General features: G+C 68.6%; 13 protein-coding genes. 10 read left to right on the top strand and 3 right to left on the bottom strand.

Going from position 1 to position 16,322, the window contains the following annotated elements; all coding sequences use genetic code 11:
• The first annotated feature begins 161 nt into the window (after positions 1 to 161).
• The 9 genes from ACI7BZ_RS08725 to ACI7BZ_RS08685 all read left to right on the top strand — a co-directional run bounded on the left by ACI7BZ_RS08725 (position 162) and on the right by ACI7BZ_RS08685 (position 10,949).
• The gene (locus tag ACI7BZ_RS08725; protein WP_414116776.1) at positions 162 to 986 is read left to right on the top strand and encodes an ABC transporter ATP-binding protein; all 825 of its coding nucleotides are present in this window, start codon (positions 162 to 164) and stop codon (positions 984 to 986) included.
• Positions 986 to 1,774, top strand: a complete 789-nt coding sequence (locus ACI7BZ_RS08720; protein WP_414116775.1) for a class II aldolase/adducin family protein — start codon at positions 986 to 988, stop codon at positions 1,772 to 1,774. Before ACI7BZ_RS08725 ends, ACI7BZ_RS08720 begins: the two co-directional genes overlap by 1 nt.
• 43 nt (positions 1,775 to 1,817) lie before the next feature.
• The gene (locus tag ACI7BZ_RS08715) at positions 1,818 to 2,840 is read left to right on the top strand and encodes an ABC transporter substrate-binding protein (RefSeq protein ID WP_414116774.1); all 1,023 of its coding nucleotides are present in this window, start codon (positions 1,818 to 1,820) and stop codon (positions 2,838 to 2,840) included.
• Positions 2,837 to 3,643, top strand: a complete 807-nt coding sequence (locus tag ACI7BZ_RS08710) for an ABC transporter permease (protein WP_414116772.1) — start codon at positions 2,837 to 2,839, stop codon at positions 3,641 to 3,643. Before ACI7BZ_RS08715 ends, ACI7BZ_RS08710 begins: the two co-directional genes overlap by 4 nt.
• On the top strand, positions 3,640 to 4,401 hold the full coding sequence (locus tag ACI7BZ_RS08705) for an ABC transporter permease (RefSeq protein ID WP_414116771.1): 762 nt from the start codon (positions 3,640 to 3,642) through the stop codon (positions 4,399 to 4,401). The genes ACI7BZ_RS08710 and ACI7BZ_RS08705 overlap by 4 nt, the downstream gene beginning before the upstream one ends.
• A 5-nt stretch (positions 4,402 to 4,406) precedes the next feature.
• The gene (locus tag ACI7BZ_RS08700) at positions 4,407 to 5,705 is read left to right on the top strand and encodes an LLM class flavin-dependent oxidoreductase (protein ID WP_414116770.1); all 1,299 of its coding nucleotides are present in this window, start codon (positions 4,407 to 4,409) and stop codon (positions 5,703 to 5,705) included.
• A 325-nt stretch (positions 5,706 to 6,030) separates the two neighbouring features.
• Positions 6,031 to 7,374: a S8 family serine peptidase gene (locus ACI7BZ_RS08695; protein WP_414116769.1), complete on the top strand. Its 1,344-nt coding sequence runs from the start codon at positions 6,031 to 6,033 to the stop codon at positions 7,372 to 7,374.
• A 27-nt stretch (positions 7,375 to 7,401) separates the two neighbouring features.
• Positions 7,402 to 7,662: a hypothetical protein gene (locus ACI7BZ_RS08690; protein WP_414116768.1), complete on the top strand. Its 261-nt coding sequence runs from the start codon at positions 7,402 to 7,404 to the stop codon at positions 7,660 to 7,662.
• Between the two features lie 77 nt (positions 7,663 to 7,739).
• On the top strand, positions 7,740 to 10,949 hold the full coding sequence (locus ACI7BZ_RS08685) for a glucosaminidase domain-containing protein (protein WP_414116767.1): 3,210 nt from the start codon (positions 7,740 to 7,742) through the stop codon (positions 10,947 to 10,949).
• 147 nt (positions 10,950 to 11,096) lie between these two features.
• Here the strand turns inward: ACI7BZ_RS08685 and ACI7BZ_RS08680 are convergent, their stop codons facing one another.
• The 3 genes from ACI7BZ_RS08680 to ACI7BZ_RS08670 form a co-directional block, all read right to left on the bottom strand.
• Positions 11,097 to 11,450 carry a DUF5368 domain-containing protein gene (locus tag ACI7BZ_RS08680; protein ID WP_414116766.1) on the bottom strand — a complete coding sequence of 118 codons (354 nt, stop codon included), beginning with the start codon at positions 11,448 to 11,450 and terminating at the stop codon, positions 11,097 to 11,099.
• A 14-nt stretch (positions 11,451 to 11,464) separates the two neighbouring features.
• Positions 11,465 to 12,802, bottom strand: coding sequence for an NAD(P)/FAD-dependent oxidoreductase (locus ACI7BZ_RS08675; protein ID WP_414116765.1), 1,338 nt, complete (start codon positions 12,800 to 12,802; stop codon positions 11,465 to 11,467).
• Between the two features lie 225 nt (positions 12,803 to 13,027).
• Complete coding sequence (locus tag ACI7BZ_RS08670; RefSeq protein WP_414116764.1) at positions 13,028 to 13,906, bottom strand: helix-turn-helix domain-containing protein; 879 nt, start codon at positions 13,904 to 13,906, stop codon at positions 13,028 to 13,030.
• Positions 13,907 to 14,183: 277 nt separating this feature from the next.
• On the opposite strand from ACI7BZ_RS08670, the gene ACI7BZ_RS08665 reads away from it, so the two are divergent.
• The gene (locus ACI7BZ_RS08665; protein ID WP_414116762.1) at positions 14,184 to 16,316 is read left to right on the top strand and encodes a TonB-dependent siderophore receptor; all 2,133 of its coding nucleotides are present in this window, start codon (positions 14,184 to 14,186) and stop codon (positions 16,314 to 16,316) included.
• The last annotated feature ends 6 nt before the right edge of the window (positions 16,317 to 16,322 follow it).

Here is a 16,322-nt window from a genome sequence, read left to right as displayed (position 1 = left end):
CCCGAAAGCCCAGGCTCTCAAGCCGTGCAGATCAGTGTGGCATGTCGATTGCTTGAACGGAAGGCATGACGACCATACTCTCGCATGCGCCACGGCGCTTTGATTATACAAAGAGGAAAGGGGCGCGTTTGCCGGCTGCATCATCCCCCGGGGCCGAGGCCATGCGCGCCGATGCTGCAGGCGCCGCCGCGCCGACTGCCGCGCCCGGCGACATCCTCGACCTGCGGGCCCTCACCAAGACCTTCGGTGCCGTGCGCGCCATCGACGGTTTCACCGCGACGGTGGAGAAGGGCGAGTTCGTCACCGTGGTCGGCCCGTCCGGCTGCGGCAAGAGCACGCTGTTCAACATCGTCGCCGGGCTGGAGGAGCCGGACGCCGGCAGCGCCATGCGCTTCGAAGGCCGCAGCGTGCATTCCGCCGACCTGCTCGGCCGCGTCTCATTCATGCCCCAGCGCGACCTGCTTTTGCCCTGGCGCACGGTGATCGATAACGCCATCCTCGCCCTGGAGGTGGAGGGCACCCCGCGCCGCCAAGCCCGCGCCCTGGCCGAGAGGATGCTCCCCGAGTTCGGCCTCGCCGGCTTCGGCCAGCAATATCCCCACCAGCTGTCCGGCGGCATGCGCCAGCGGGTGGCGCTGATGCGCACCTTCCTGTTCAAGCGCGACCTGATGCTGCTGGACGAGCCGTTCGGTGCGCTGGACGCGCTCACCCGCACCATGATGCAGCGCTGGCTGCTGGACGTGTGGCAGAAGCACCAGCGCACCATCCTGTTCATCACCCACGACGTGGACGAGGCGCTGTTCCTCGGCGACCGGGTGCTGGTGATGAGCGCGCGCCCCGGCAAGGTGAAGCTGACGCAGAAGGTGGACCTGCCCCGCCCCCGCCCGCCGGAAATCGTCATCTCCCCCGAATTCATCCGCCTGAAGCGCACCCTGCTGGAGGCCATCGAGGAAGAGGCGATGAAATCCTTCACGGAGGGCAAGTGATGAGCACCGCCGGAATCCCCGCCGCCAAGGATGCGGGTGAATGGGATGCGGGTGAATGGGATGCGCGCGTCAAGCTGGCGGCCTGCTACCGCATGGTGGCGAAGCTCGGCATGGACGATCTCATCTACAACCACATCTCCCTGCGGGTACCGGGCCGGGAGGGGGAATTCCTCCTCAACCCCTACGGCCTGCTGTTCGAGGAGATCACCGCCTCCAGCCTGGTGAAGATCGACACGCAGGGTCGCAAGCTCGACACCACCCCCCATGAGGTGAACCTCGCCGCCTTCGTCATTCACGCCGCCGTCCACAAGACGGGGCACGACGCCGCCTGCGTGCTCCACACCCATTCGGATGCCAGCGTCGCGGTCTCCGGGCAGGAAGAGGGGCTGCTGCCGCTCAGCCAGTTCGCCATGCGCTTCTACAAGCGCCAGGCGTTCCATGATTACGAGGGCGTCGCCATCGACCTTGACGAGCAGCAGCGCCTGGTGGCCGACCTCGGCCCCCACAAGGTGATGCTGATGCGCAACCACGGCATCCTCACCGTGGGCCGCACGCCGGGCGAGGCCTTCATGCTGCTTTATTATTTCGAGCGGGCCGCGCGCATCCAGCTGGCCATGCAGGCGGCCTGTGCCTCCGGCGTCAAGCTGGTGCTGCCACCCCACGAGGTGTGCGAGAAGGCCGCCCGCCAGTTCTGGGACCTCAAGGGCGACATCCTCGTGCCCGGCGAGCGCGAATGGCCGGCCCTCATGCGCCAGCTCGACCGCACCGATCCGTCCTACCGCACCTGATCGCCGCCCGAAGACGCGGCCCGCCATTCACCGGAGACCAGCCATGATTGCCCGCCGAACCTTCCTTTCCACCCTCGCGGCCGGCGCCGCCCTCGTATCCACGGCGCTTTGCGCCCTGCCCGCCGCAGCAGCCGACCCCGTGCCGGCCACCCTGCGCCTCAAGTGGCTGCCCCAGGCCCAGTTCGCCGGCTTCTACGTGGCCGTGGCCAAGGGCTACTACAAGGCCGAGGGCATCGACCTCACCATCAATCCCGGCGGCCCCAACATCCTCGCTGAGAACCTGGTGGCCACCGGCGCCGACACCTTCGGCCTCTCCGGCGGCCTCGACAGCGTGTTCGCCGCCCGCGACAAGGGCCTGCCGGTGGTGTGCGTGGGCATCTCCCACCAGATGACGCCCTTCGTGTTCGTGGTGCGCGCGGACGGCCCCATCAAGTCCATTCAGGATTTCAAGGGCAAGAAGGTCACCACATGGTTCACCGGCGCCAACCATGTCTTGAAGGCCATGCTGACCAAGCAGGGGCTCGACCCCGCGCTGGTGGACATCCAGCCCCAGCAGGTGAGCGTCACGCCCTTCGTGGACGGACAGATTGATGTGGTCACCGCCACGCGCTACAATGAATTCTACACCATCAAGACCCGCATGGGCGAAGAGAAGCTGCGCACCTTCGTGGCGGAGGATTCCGGCGTCACCTTCCCGCGCGACACGCTCATCGTTTCCGAACAGACCGCCAAGGAGAAGCCGGAGCTGGTGAAGGGCTTCCTGCGCGCCTCCATCAAGGGCTGGCAGGATGCCTTCAAGGACCCCAAGGGCGCCATCGACACGGTGATGAAGGTGGCCCCGACCCTGGACCGCGCCCACCAGGAATTCATGCTGGCCGAGGTGGCGAAGCTGATGACCGCCGGCAAGGTGAAGGAGGACGGGCTGTTCTGGATCGACATGGACGCGGTGAAGATCACCCAGCAATTGTTCCTCGACGCCAAGGTCATCGCCAAGCCGGTGGACCTTGCCGCCACCTTCAACCGCTCCTTCCTTGAAGCCATCCCGGTGGCGGACCGCCGCCCGTGAGCAGCACCACGCTCCAGCCTCCGGCCACACGGCCGGGGGTACCCGCCTTGCTGAAGCCGCTGGCGCGCGCCGCCCGCGGCCTCGCCATCCTCCTCGCCGTGCTGGCGGCGGCCGAAGGCCTCATCGTGGTCTTCGGCGTCAAGCCCTGGTACGTGCCGCGGCCGAGCCTGGTGATCGGCGCCATCGTTTCGACACCGCAGCCTTATGTGCAGGGCTTCCTGCGCACCCTCACAGAGACGCTCATGGGCTTTGTCTCCGGCGCGGTGTTCGGCGTCGCCATCGCCATCGTGTTTTTCCGGGCGCGGGTTCTGCGCGAGCTCATCTTCCCCATCTTCGTGGTGTCGCAGACCATTCCGGTCATCGCCTTCGGCGCGCTGGTGGTCCTGTGGTTCGGCAACACGCTCCTCGCCAAGGCGGCCATCTCCTTCTACCTCACCTTCTTCCCGGTGACCGTGAACGCGCTGCTGGGCCTGGAGAGCGTGGACCCGCGGCAGGAAGCGCTCATGCGCTCGTTCGGCGCCAGCCGCCTGCAGTTGCTCACCCGCCTGCAACTGCCGGCGGCGCTGCCGCAGATCTTCGTCGCCCTGCGCCTCGCCTCCGCCCTGGCGCTGGTGGGCGCCATCGTCGGCGAATGGTTCGGCGACACGGTGGGGCTCGGCGTGCTGCTGCTGCAGGGCATGTATAACGAGAACGTCATCGGCATCTGGGCCGCCATCGCCATGTGCGCCCTGCTGGGCACCGGCTTCTACGCGGTGGTCGCCGCCGCCGAGCGCCTCTTCGTCTTCTGGGGAGCCGAGCAATGAGCGCCCTGTCCCTGCCCCGTCCGTCCCGCGCCGCCCAGCGCGGCATCCTCGGCATGGTGCTGCTGGTGGCGCTGTGGGAAGGCATCGCCCGCGGCTTCAACCTGCCGGCCTATACGCTGCCCTCGGTCAGTGCCATCCTCGGTTCCATCTGGGACCATCGGGGGGTGCTGCTGGCGGCGGGGGCCTACACCTTCGCGGAAGCGGTCATCGGCTATGTGCTGGGCGCCGCCATCGGCATCGGCCTGGCGGTGGTGATCACGCTGGTGCCGCCGACGCGCAACGCCATCGTGCCGGTGGCCACCTCCATCAATTCCGTGCCGGTGGTGGCGTGGTCGCCGCTGATCCTGTTGTGGTTCGGCATCGGCATGCCGTCCAAGATCGTCATGGTGGCGCTGGCGGTGAGCTTCACCGTCTTCCTCTCGGCGCTGGCGGGCCTCGACCGGGTGGACCGGCGCGCGGTGGACCTGATGCGCTCGTTCGGCGCCGGGCGGCTTTCCATATTGTTCCGCCTGCGGCTGCCCACGGCGCTGCCGCTCATCGCGGCGGGGCTCAGGGTGTCCACCGTGCGCGCCATCATCGTCGCCATCGTCACCGAGATGCTGGGCGCCTATGACGGCCTCGGCTGGGTGATCTACCAGGCGGTGCTGCAGGTGGATTTCGTGAAGGTGTGGTCCGCCATCTTCGTGGCCTCGGCCGCAAGCCTTCTGTTCTTCGGCCTCGTCGGCTTCGCCGAGAAGCGTCTCATCTTCTGGAAATAGCCTGCATGACCCGCAAGATGCATTTCGGCCTGTTCCTTCTGGGAACGGGAAGCCACATCGCCGGCTGGCGCACCCCCGGCGCCATCGACACCTTCCAGGACATCGGCAAGGTGCGGCAGATCGCGCGCATCGCCGAGCGCGGGCTGTTCGACCTCATCTTCATGGGCGACAACCTCAATGCCGACCCAGCCGCCCACCCCTCCTACACCGCGCGGCTGGAGCCGCTGACGCTGCTTGCCGCCATCGCCGGGGCGACCAGCCACATCGGCCTCGGCGGCACCGTCTCCACCACCTATAGCGATCCCTATACGGTGGCCCGCGCCTTCGCCTCCCTCGACCACATCTCCGGCGGCCGCGCGGTGTGGAACGCGGTGACCACCGCCGCCCCGGCCGCCGCTGCCAATTTCGGCACGCTGCACCCGGACCACGCGAAGCGCTACGAGATCGCCGGCGAGTTCCTCGACGTGGTGAAGGGCCTGTGGGACTGCTGGGCGGACGATGCCATCGTCGCGAACCGCGAAAGCGGCCTTTACATCGACCCCGCCCTTGTGCGCGCGCTCGACCATGCGGGGCCGTTCTTCAAGGTGAAGGGACCGCTCAACATCTCCCGCAGCCCCCAGGGCCATCCCATCATCTCCCAGGCCGGCGGCTCGGAGCCCGGGCAGCAGCTTGCGGCGCGCACGGCGGACATCGTGTTCGCCGTGGTGCAGGACCTCGCCGAAGCCCAGGCCGGCTACAAGGCGCTGAAGGATCGCCTGCCCGCCTTCGGCCGCAAGCCGGAAAACGTGTGCGTGCTGCCCGGCGTGATGCCGGTGGTGGGCCGCACGGCGCAGGAGGCGCGCGAGAAGCTGGCCGAGCTCATGCGCTTCGTGGATGCGAAAAACGCGCTGGGCATGCTCTCCGAGCGCTTCGGCACGGACATGAGCGCCTTCGACCTCGACGGCCCCATCCCCGATCTGCCCGAGGCCGACACCTACAAATCCTTCACCGGCGTGATGCTGGCCAAGGCCAGGCGCGAGGGCGGCACCCTGCGCGACGTCTACAACATGGTGGCCGCCGCCCGCGGCCACTGGGTGCTGGTGGGCTCCGCCGAGGAGGTGGCGGACACGCTCCAGCTCTGGTTCGAGAACGGCGCGGCGGACGGCTTCAACGTGATGCCGCCCTATTTCCCCGGCGCGTTCGATGATTTTGTGGACCTCGTCATCCCCATCCTGCAGGCACGCGGCCTGTTCCGCACGCAGTATGAGGGCCCGACACTGCGCGACCTCCTGGGCCTGAAGCGGCCGGCCAACCCCAACTTCTGACCCCCCGGAGGCCCCGCGCGGCACCCCGGCCACGGCATTTCCCCCAAACGGGGGATGCCGAATTCTGCATGCTGGGCCACTCTTTCATGGCCTCATCTGCCATCTGCTTGAAGATGGAAGAAGAGGGCAACTGCCCGCGGTGCCTTTTCTTTTCGGCCGGGCAGCAGGTGCGTAAGCGACACCGCGCCGGCATGCCCGGCCCCATGAGATCGGCGTAACGGATCCGGGCGGCGGAAGGCTCCGGGCAGGCGCGTGCAGCCTGGCCCGGACGGTTTCCCGCCGGAAAGGCCGGTGATCCATTCCCTGACGCAAGAGGGGGCAGATCATGCGCGTTCCAGTGCTCGCCGTCCTTCCGGCACAAGAAACCTTCCGTGAATCCGCCCAGGCAACCGCCGAGCACCGCGGCCCGGCCAGCAGCCTGGAATCGGCCCAGCTGCCCGGCGCCTTCGAGATCGACCCCACCTTCGCGGCAGTTCCCCTGGGCGCAGGGCCGGGCTCCGACCTGAGCACCGAGAGCACCCGGCCAGACAAGTCCGAGACCTTCGTCGTTCGCGGCTTCATCGAGGCGCAGGACCCTGCCGAGATCCCCGAGACGATGGAGGGGCAGCCGCTGTTCTCCGATCCGGTGATCGCCGCCTTCCTCACCTGCGGCGGTTCGCCGGCGGTGGGCGGCGTGCCGGATGTCGCGGCGCGCCTCAAACTTGCCGCCGTCCACGGGCGGGGGCTGACCGGACGGGATGTCGCCATCGCCGTCATGGACACCGGCATCAACCTCAACCACCTGCGCCGGCAGCTCGGCGGCATGCCGCGTTTTGACGCTGCGAACTCCTGGCGCCCGCCCGGCAGCACGCTGGCGCCCGGCGCCCATCCGGTGGACCATGGCACCATGTGCGCCTTCGATGCCCTGATCGCCGCGCCGGACGCCACGCTGCTCGACTTTCCCATCCTCTCCGCCACGGCACCGGGCGGCGCCATGACCGGGCGCACCCTGAGCGTGGCGCTGCAGGCCTATGCGCAGCTCTTGGCCTTCTGGGGCGTCGCCTTCGCCGGCGGCGGGCCGCGCTACACGGCGCTGGTGGTGACCAACAGCTGGGGCATCTATCACCCCGGCTGGGACTTTCCGCCCGGCCATCGCGGCCGCTATGTGGACAATCCCAACCATCCGTTCACGGCGGTGGTGGGGGTGCTGGCCCGTGCCGGTGCCGACATCATCTTCGCCGCTGGCAATTGCGGCAGCCAGTGCGCGGACATGCGCTGCCGCTCGCGCACCAGCGGAACCATCATGGGCGCCAACGCCTCCCCGGACGTCATGACCCTGGCCGGATGCGACACCACGGACGTGCGCGTCGGCTATTCCTCGCAGGGGCCCGCCATCGCCGGCATGTCCGCACAGAAGCCGGATGTGACGGCCTACACCCATTTTCTTGGTTCGCAGGCCTTCGGCGCCGGCACGCCCGACACCGGGACATCGGCTGCCTGCCCGGTGGCCGCCGGCTGTGTCGCGGCGATCCGTACCCGTGTGTCCCCGGCCACGACCCCGCCCCACGCCCTGTTCGCCCAGATCATGGCGACGGCGCGGCCCGGCGGCGGCGGGCCCGCAGGCTGGAACCCCGATTACGGGCATGGGATCATCGACCCCGACGCGGCCGCCGCCATCTGCGGCGTGTGAAGCGCCCCGGACGCGAGGGAGCCCGCCATGGCCGAACGCAGGACGGTGCTGATGACCGTAACCGGCGCAGCCGGCGCGCCGAGCCTTGCGGATGCTGCCGCGCAGCTCGGCCTGCCGCAGGATGCGCTCAACCCGGCCTTTGGCGTGGTGCCGATAGACCCCGCCAGCGGTCGCTATGTGGTGGAGGCCTTCGCCGATCGCCTGCCGCCCGAACCCGATGGCGGGGCGGCCGACACCCGCTTCTCCAATCCGCCCATCGCGCCCTTCGGTCCGGTGAAAAAGCCCTGACGAACCGCCCGCCCCCTCGACGGCGGCGCGCACCTTGCCACGACAGGATGGACCTCGACGCCCGCAGGAGGGTTTCCATGACGTCACCCGGCTCCCAGCCCCTTTCCGCCGATCGCCGCGCCGCCCTTGTAAAACGCCTCGACGCGCTCCGCAGCCGGATCGCCGCGCCCGGCGGGGAAGAAGCCGTGCAAGCCCCGGCCGGGCTTGCAGACGACGCCGCCGAACAGCGCTGGGCGCTGCGCGAGGAACTGGAGGATCTCGCCGCCGGCATGGCCGTGGCGGCCGCCGCAGCCCCGCAGGCCGCCCTTGAGGCCACCGCCGCGGCGGCGCCGGATGGGCTCGCGGTGATGGTGGGGCACACCCGGGCCAGCCCGGGTGCCAAGGGCGCCTGCCCGCCCTTCGCGCCCGACGACCGCTTCGAATACGGATGGAATTCGGACCTCGCCCGGCGCATCCACGCCGTCGCCACCGCACAGGGCATCCGCTGCCAGATCTTCACCCGCGACGGCACCGACATTGAGGGCTCCTACGCGCCGGTGCGGCAATGGCGGCCGGCAGCGACGGTGGAGCTGCATTTCAACTGGGCCGAAAGCCCCACCGCCAAGGGCACGCTCACCCTGTTCGGCGCCGAGGAATCCCGCGCCTGGGCCAAGCAGCTCCAGGAGGCGATGGTGGCCCTCTACGACCGGCAGGGGCACAGCGAGGACCGCGGCATCCAGATGCCCGGGCCGGGATCGGGCTATGCGCGCGGGACGCAGAATGTGGTGCAGATCCACCCCTCGGCGCTGATCGAGCCGTTCTTCGGCCACAACCCGGTTGATGCCCGCCTCGGCATCACCCTCAAGCAGAATCTGGCGGAAGCCATCGTCGCCGCTTATGCCGCGTTCGCCGGCCGGCCGGTGCGCCCGGTGGCCCCCGGCCCCGACGTAGCCGGCGATGGACCCGCCTTGCCCGGCGGCCCGCTGTTCGCGCGGCTGAGGCAGGCCCTGGAGGCCATGCCCCTTTCCATTCCCGACCTCGACGCCGACACCGCCCGGAGCCTGAAATCCATCGTCCTCGCCCAATGGGCGGAGGAATCCGGCTGGGGCACCTCGGCGCTGTCCGCGGAGCATTTCAACTTTGCCGGCATGAAGGCGCTGAGCGAGGTGGATGCGATCCTCACCCAGCTCTCCGCGCAGAAGGTCTGGTACGAGGCCCATGACGGCTTCGACTGGTATCTGCGCTTCGGCCGCCTGGAAGACTTCATCACCGGCTATTTCATGTTCCTCGATCGCTCGCCCTATGGCGGCTGGCGCGCGGCGGCGCGGCGCTCCCCCCACGATTTCATCCGCTTCATCGGCCGCGTGTGGTCCAATGGCAATCCCGGCTATGCCGACCGCATCATCAGCATCGAGCGGCGCATCCTGGCCGCCGCCCCGCCCGTGCCGGCGGAGCCCGCCGGTGACCATGGGGGCGACGGCGCCCTCAACATGGCCGTCATCCCCGCCGATGCGCGGCTGTTCGCCGAGCTGGTCTCCCGCCACCTACCCGCCGATGCCGACCTTGCCCGGGTGAAGGCGGTGCTCGCCGCCCAATGGGCGGTGGAGTCCAATTGGGGCCGCTCGGCGCTGGCGGTGCAGCACTTCAATTTCGCCGGCATCGAATGGTCGGACCGGCTCGCCGGCATCGCCGCCCGGGTGCCGCACCCCACCAGCCCGGAGAAGGGCGATTTCTGCCGCTTCCTCGATCTTGCACGCTTTGCGGAAGGCTATGTGCAGCGGCTGGAGCGGGACCCTGCCTTCGCCGGCTGGCGCGCCCGGACCGCCGCGCCGGCCGATTTCATCGCCTTCCTGAGCCAGGCGTGGCGCCCCTCGGACCCCGGCTATGCCCGTGCCCTGGCCGATCGCCACCGCGACCTCTCCCGCGCCGCGGCACCGGGGCCGGCGGACGATGGCGCGCCGCAGCCCCAGATGGAGCGGCGGGGCTTTGTGCTGCGGCTGACGCGCACCCATTGCGAGCGCGCCGCCGACGCGAGCTTCGATCGCACCGTGAGCCGCTACGCCGCCTTCTTCGATGGCGCGCCCCTGCCCGGCCTCTCGGGCATCGCCTTCGAGCGCCAGGGCCCCGGCGACAACAGCCAGACCGGCGTGCAGGCGCACCGGCGGGTGCGGGCCGGCGCCTATGCGTTGAGCACCCATTCCGGCTCACGCACGGACGATGCGGGCGTGACCCTCTACAAGACCATCGGCTTCACCGACAGCACCGCCGCCGGTGCCGCCCCGCGCCCCTCGGTGCGGCTGATGGATACCGGCGCGCGCTCGGGCATCCTGTTCCATCCCGGGCAGGGCTACCTGTGGAGCGTCGGCTGCTTCAACCTCTCCCGGCCCCTCGGCGATCTCGGGGCGATCGAATGGAACGACAGCCGCACGCGCGTGATCGCGCTCATCGACGCCATGCGCGAACGGCTGGGTCCACGGTTTCCGGCCGCCAACAATGCCGTCATCGCCGATGCGGTGATGATCATCGAGAACGAGCCCGGGCCCGCCGGCACCCGGGAGGGCGCGCCGGTGCGGTCCACCGCCGGCTTCGGGCTGCAGCAGATGGAGGCGGTGCGCGAAGAGATGGCATCGGCCACCGCGGCGGCGGCATCGCCGGCACAGATCTTCCACCTCGTGGCATCGGCGCTCATCGGCCCGGCCGAAGCCGGGATGGTGGAAGACGGCACCGTGGACAACATCATCGCCGGCGTGGACGACCTCGCCGGCCTGCGGGACATGGACGGCGCCACCGTGTGGTCGCCCTTCGTCACCGCCTGCGCGGTGGCGGGAGCCCTTTCGAACCCCGCCACCCGCGCGCCCCTCCTCGCCCGCCTGGATGCCATCGCGGCGCGCTTTGCCGCGCGCGGCGTGCCCCTGGACGACATGAACGCCCCGCACACGCCCATGGTGGAGGCCGCCATCGCGGATTCGCCCGCCGCGCTCGTCCTCCTCCACCGCCATGGGGCGGCGCTGGACCGGCACGACCGCGCGGGCGTTACCCCCCTTCTGGCGGGCGCCCTGCACGGCTGCATCGACGCGGTGCGCTTCCTGCTGGATCGCGGCGCCGACCCTCGCGCCGTGTCCCGGCGCCCGGCGCCGGCCGATCCCGCGCACCCGGAACGGGAGGAGGCGGCGGCGACCGACGCCCTGCCCGCCGGCCTCGACGCCATGGGGTGCGCCCAGGCCGGCAAGCGGCTCATGGATGGAAACGAGGAGATGCTGGACCGCTACGAGGCCGTCATCTCCCTGCTCTGGTCCCTCGACCACTGAGCCCTAGTGGATCGAGGCGTTGTGGTTCGACCTGGTCGCGACAGATGGGTTCCATCTGTCGCGGTCGAACCACTGGAGCACGCGCCGACCAGCTTGCACCGCAAGCTGGTCGGATCACGCGTTCTCTATCCTTAAGTTAGAGCGCCGTCAGCCCGCCGCCGGGCGGCGGCGCAGCAGGGAGAGCAGGACATAGGCGATGATGGCGCCCCCCACGCTGCCCGCCGCGAACAGGGCGATCAGCAGCACCCAGTCGATGGGGCCGCCGATGTCGGCAAGGTCGGAACTGGTGATGGCGAAGGTGAACCAGATGGCGAAGACGCCACCCAGAAGGCCGATGAGCTCGGACCACAGGAAGCGCGCGCTGACGAGCTTGCCATCGCGGATCAGCACGAACACGAAGGCGGCGGCGCCCAGCACCACGAGGGCGACGAGGGGCCAGAAGAAGGGCCCCAGGATTTCCTGGAACACGGCGGCAAAGACTGCGGGATCAAGGTCTTTCATGGTCGCGTGCTCCCTCAGGCCTTGCCGCGCAGCATGGCGATATAGGTGGGCTTCAGGGCGATTTCCTTCATCACCCAGCTGATCCACAGCTCCTCAAGCGGCGCGATGATGCCGGGGAAGGACGGCGTGAGGTTGTTGTTGTAGTCGAACTCCACCAGCATGGCCTGGCCGATGCGGGTGATGAGCGGGCACGAGGTGTAGCCATTATAGGCCGCCGAGGAGGTCTTGCCGGCGAGGCTCGCCACCAGGTGGTCCACCGCCACCGGCACCTGCCACTTCACGCTGGCGGCGGTCTTGCCCTTCGGCACGCCGGCCACGTCGCCCACGCCGAACACGTTGGGGAAGCGGACATGGCGCAGGGTGGCGCGGTCCACCTCCATCCAGCCGTCGGCGGCGAACGGGCCGGACTGCCACGGCAGCGGGCTGGAGCGCACCACCTGCGGCGCCCGCATGGGCGGCACCACATTGATGAAATCGAAGCGCAGCTCCGCCGGCCCGCTTGGGGTGGTGAAGGTGGCGATCTTCCGGCCGGGGTCCAGCGCGGTCATGACGTGGTTGTAGGCCACCTTCACGCCCCGGTCCTGGAACAGCATGCGCACCTTCTCGGACACGATGGGAACCGAGAACAGGCCGGTATTCTGGGCCGCATAGATGATCTCGGCCTTCCCGCGATTGCCGCGGCGGCGCAGCACGTCGTCGGTGATGAAGGTGTATTTCAGCGGCGCCCCGGCGCATTTCATCTCCGTTGCGGGGCGGCTGAACAGGCCCACGCCGCCGGTATCGGCGAAGCGCGACATCTCGGAATAGGTGGCGGCGGCCGCCTCCGGCCCGGCATAGACCGAGCCGATGCCGTTCTTGCCCACCAGGGCCAGATCCATGCCGGCGATGGCGCCGTAATCCAGCGCAAGGCCGGTGGCCACCACCAGATAATCGTAGGGAACCGCCCGCCCGCTCTCGGTGACCACCTTGTTGCCGACGGGATCGATCTCGGCCACCGCCTCCTCGATCAGCTTCACGTCGCCGGGCACATAGTCCTTCGTGCGGGAGACCGAATAGGACACCGGCTTGAGCCCGGCGGCGATGAGGGTGAAGCCGGGCTGATAATAATGCTCGCGGCGGCGGTCCACCAGAATGATATCGGCGCCGTCCAGGCGCTGCGCCAGCCGCGATGCGGTGGCAAGGCCGGCCGCCCCGGCACCGGCGATGACGATGCGGGCCTTGGTCTTCAGCCGCTCATCGGCACGCGCCGGCGTCGCCAGCGCACCGGCGGCCAGGGCGCCGGACGTGAGAGCGCCGATGCCGCCGAGCAGCAGGCGGCGGCGATCGAGCAGACCTGGAAAAGCGTCCTTCATGGGTTCCCTCCCCCTGGGTCGGGTTGCAGCGAAAGAGCCTGCTCCCGAATCCGCGGTTTGTCCTTGGTGTAGACATTCAAATATCATAAATTACATAATTGGAATGTTTCAGTATGACGCAGGGTCACAGCAGCCGCGAACCGCCCCGGCCACCGCCCGGGGCGCCCTCCGCCAGACGCGATCCCGGCAGGTCCGGCTCCATTCAAATAAAGAACGGATCGCCCTCTAGCCGCGCCGCGCCCGGCGCCAGGCGGCGGGGGTGACGCCGCAGAAGCGGCGGAACACGCGGGTGAAATGGGCCTGGTCGGCAAAGCCGGCGGCCACCGCGATCTGGGTGAGCGGCAGTTGTGCGTCCTCCAGCATGTGCTGCACCCGGCGCATGCGGGCCTGCATGTGCCACTGGCCGGGGGGAAGCCCGGTGGCGGCCTTGAAGGCATGGCTGAAATAGGATTGCGACAGGTCGGTGAGGGCCGCCAGCTCCTGCAGGCGGACGTTGCGCAGGCAGTTTTCCTCGATGAAGGCGGTGACCCGCCGCAACTGCCGCGGCGATAAGGCGGTGCGCCGGGACGCGGGGCTGCGGCCAAGCTGCATCAGGTCGATGAACAGGGACATCACCAGCCCGTCCCCATAAAGGTCGTGGCGGGCGTCCGGCTCCACGCATTCCTGGGCGATGAGACGGGCGAGGGCGTGGATGCGCTCGTCCATGAAGCCCAGCCGGGGGGTGGCGAGACGGTCCGGGTCCAGGTCCTCGCCCAGGCGCTCGGCGAGGGCCGGAATGTCGAAATGCAGGTCCAGGTGCCGCAACTCGCCTTCCACCTCCACGCGCGACCAGAGCGGCATGCCGGCGGGAACATAGCTCATGTGCACCGGCGCGCAGGCATCCACCGCGCCGCCGCTGGCGGAAAGCTGCAGCTGGGTCTGGCCGCGGGCCCGCTCCAGCACGACGAACAGCCGCGCATCGCGCGACACATATTCGCCCCGCGCCCCGGGGCGGCAATGCACGCGCCAGACATCGGCCACCACGCCGTTCCACCGGCGCCAGCGCAGGTCGTCAAGCAGCGTGATGCCCTCGATGGAGGAGGTCATGCGCGGTTGGAACGCCATGGGGCAGGTCTCACGTGCGGGCACCGGCCCGGCAGAACAGGCACCTGATCCGACACCGGATAGAAGTGCACAGTTTAGAATCTTCATAAACAATAGGAGGGCACCTATCCTGCCTCCCCGCGGCGCAATATGACGCCAAGAAGCATCAATTCGCAAGAGGAACGGACAATCCCGTCACAGAGCGCCTTTGCTATGAGAGGCAGTAATCGCAGCCTATCGGCGAGAGATACAGTTTTTAATTGTTCTTAAATGAACAGTTTGACATGCGGGTGATGGAATGACTACAAGATCAGGTGTGCATACTCGATCTTGGCTGCTCGGCGCTGCCGCCACCGCGCTGGTGGCGGCAGCGCCGGCGCGGGCGCAGCAGGCCACCGATGTGGCGCTGGATACGGTGACGGTGGAAACCCAGGCCACCGCGCAGACCCCCACCGGCCCGGTGGAGGGCTATGTGGCGCAGCGCACCATCACCGGGTCGAAGACCGACACGCCGGTCATCGAGGTGCCGCAGTCCGTTTCCGTGGTCACCCGCGACCAGATGGACGATCGCGCGGTGCAGAATGTGGGCCAGGCGCTGGACTACAGCGTCGGCGTGCTGGGCCAGCCGTACGGCACCGACCCGCGGTTCGATTCCCCGATCCTGCGGGGCTTCTCCGCCGCCAACAGCCAGTATCTCAACGGACTGAAGCTGATGCGCGACGCCGGCAGCATCGCCATCGAGCCCTATGGCCTGGAACGCATCGACGTGCTGCTGGGCCCGGCCTCCGTGCTCTACGGCCAGGGCAATCCGGGCGGCCTCATCGACATGATCAGCAAGCGCCCCACCTTCACCACCTTCGGCGAGGTGCAGGGCCAGATCGCCAGCTTCGATCGCTTCGTGGGCGCGTTCGACGTCGGCGGCCTCCTGGGCACGGATGTGGCCTACCGGCTCACCGGCCTTGCCCGGGATGCCGGCACCCAGACCGATTTCGTGGACGACAACCGCCTGTTCATCGCCCCCGCCCTCACCTGGAAGCCCACCGACGCCACCTCGCTGACCCTGCTGGGCAATGTGCAATATGACGAGGCCGGCATCCCGGTGGGCCTGCCGGCGCAATATACGGTCGGGCCGTTCCAGAACCTCCTGTCGCCCGACTTCTTCCTCGGCGATCCCGACTACAACGCCTCCAGCCGCACGCTGGCGAGCATCGGCTACGAGTTCCAGCACACGTTCAACGACACCTGGCAGGTGCGCCAGAATGCGCGCTACCTGACCCTCAACTGGGACTACAGGAGCCTTTACTACAGCTACCTGAGCAGCCCGACGGTGGCGGCGCGCGGCACCTCGCAGAATGTCGAGGACCAGAACACGGTGACCGTGGACACCCAGGTGCAGGGCGATTTCATGACCGGCCCCCTCACCCACAAGCTGCTGATAGGGCTGGATTATCGCCGCTACCACCAGAACAACACCACCGCCTTCGGCACCGCCCCCAGCCTGGACCTCACCACCCCCGTCTACAACCAGCCCGTCACCGGCTCGCCCTGGTACATGTCGCTGGTGGAGGGCACGGTGAACCAGACCGGCCTTTATGCCCAGGACCAGGTGCGCTACGGCCAGTGGCTCCTCACCGCCGGCCTGCGGCAGGACTGGGCCAGCACCGATTCCACCACCGACACCAATTACGGCGACAGCGCCCAGGACCAGGACGACAGCGCGCTCACCGGGCGCATCGGCCTGACCTACCTGTTCGACAATGGCGTGGCCCCCTACGTGAGCTATTCCACCTCGTTCGAGCCGGTGATCGGCAACGCGCCGGCGGCCCTCGGCGGCCAGCCGTTCCAGCCCTCCACCGGCGAGCAATACGAGGTGGGCGTGAAGTATCAGCCGGTCGGCTGGAACGGCTTCTTCACCGCCGCCCTCTACGACATCACCCAGAGCAACGTGCTCTCCACCCAGCTCATCAACGGCGTGAGCTACCAGACCCAGATCGGCGAAGTCTCGGTGCGGGGCCTGGAACTGTCCGGCACCATGAGCCTTGCCGAGGGCCTGAAGCTGATCGCCAACTACACCTACATGAACGCCGAGATCACCCAGGGCGAATATGCCGGCAACCGGCCCGCCAACGTGCCGGAGAACATGGCCAACCTCTGGCTCGACTACACCTTCAGGAACGGCCCGTGGGCCGGCTTCGGCCTCGGCGGCGGCGTGCGCTACGTGGGCGCGCGCTATGCGCTGGACAACAACGCCATCTTCCTCGACGCCAACACCCTTTTCGATGCGGCGGTGCATTATGAGAAAGGGGCCTTCAAGGCCCAGATCAACGTGAACAACATCGCCAACGAAACCTACGTGGCAAGCTGCGGCTACTTCGGCTGCTTCTACGGGGACGGGCGCACCGTGACCGCCCAGATCACCTACCGATGGTAGCGGCCG

Origin of the sequence: Xanthobacter sp. AM11 (assembly GCF_047444035.1) — a bacterium.
Lineage (GTDB): Bacteria > Pseudomonadota > Alphaproteobacteria > Rhizobiales > Xanthobacteraceae > Xanthobacter.
Note: the sequence above shows the minus strand (reverse complement) of the source record. Positions and strands in the feature narration are given on the sequence as shown.

What these genes read in the sequence shown, in the direction of transcription:
- ACI7BZ_RS08725 (WP_414116776.1), top strand. Translation starts at nt 162, where the DNA reads ATGCGCGCCGATGCTGCAGGCGCCGCCGCGCCGACTGCCGCGCCCGGC.
- ACI7BZ_RS08720 (WP_414116775.1), top strand. Translation starts at nt 986, where the DNA reads ATGAGCACCGCCGGAATCCCCGCCGCCAAGGATGCGGGTGAATGGGAT.
- ACI7BZ_RS08715 (WP_414116774.1), top strand. Translation starts at nt 1,818, where the DNA reads ATGATTGCCCGCCGAACCTTCCTTTCCACCCTCGCGGCCGGCGCCGCC.
- ACI7BZ_RS08705 (WP_414116771.1), top strand. Translation starts at nt 3,640, where the DNA reads ATGAGCGCCCTGTCCCTGCCCCGTCCGTCCCGCGCCGCCCAGCGCGGC.
- ACI7BZ_RS08700 (WP_414116770.1), top strand. Translation starts at nt 4,407, where the DNA reads ATGACCCGCAAGATGCATTTCGGCCTGTTCCTTCTGGGAACGGGAAGC.
- ACI7BZ_RS08695 (WP_414116769.1), top strand. Translation starts at nt 6,031, where the DNA reads ATGCGCGTTCCAGTGCTCGCCGTCCTTCCGGCACAAGAAACCTTCCGT.
- ACI7BZ_RS08690 (WP_414116768.1), top strand. Translation starts at nt 7,402, where the DNA reads ATGGCCGAACGCAGGACGGTGCTGATGACCGTAACCGGCGCAGCCGGC.
- ACI7BZ_RS08685 (WP_414116767.1), top strand. Translation starts at nt 7,740, where the DNA reads ATGACGTCACCCGGCTCCCAGCCCCTTTCCGCCGATCGCCGCGCCGCC.
- ACI7BZ_RS08680 (WP_414116766.1), bottom strand. Translation starts at nt 11,450, where the DNA reads ATGAAAGACCTTGATCCCGCAGTCTTTGCCGCCGTGTTCCAGGAAATC.
- ACI7BZ_RS08675 (WP_414116765.1), bottom strand. Translation starts at nt 12,802, where the DNA reads ATGAAGGACGCTTTTCCAGGTCTGCTCGATCGCCGCCGCCTGCTGCTC.
- ACI7BZ_RS08670 (WP_414116764.1), bottom strand. Translation starts at nt 13,906, where the DNA reads ATGGCGTTCCAACCGCGCATGACCTCCTCCATCGAGGGCATCACGCTG.
- ACI7BZ_RS08665 (WP_414116762.1), top strand. Translation starts at nt 14,184, where the DNA reads ATGACTACAAGATCAGGTGTGCATACTCGATCTTGGCTGCTCGGCGCT.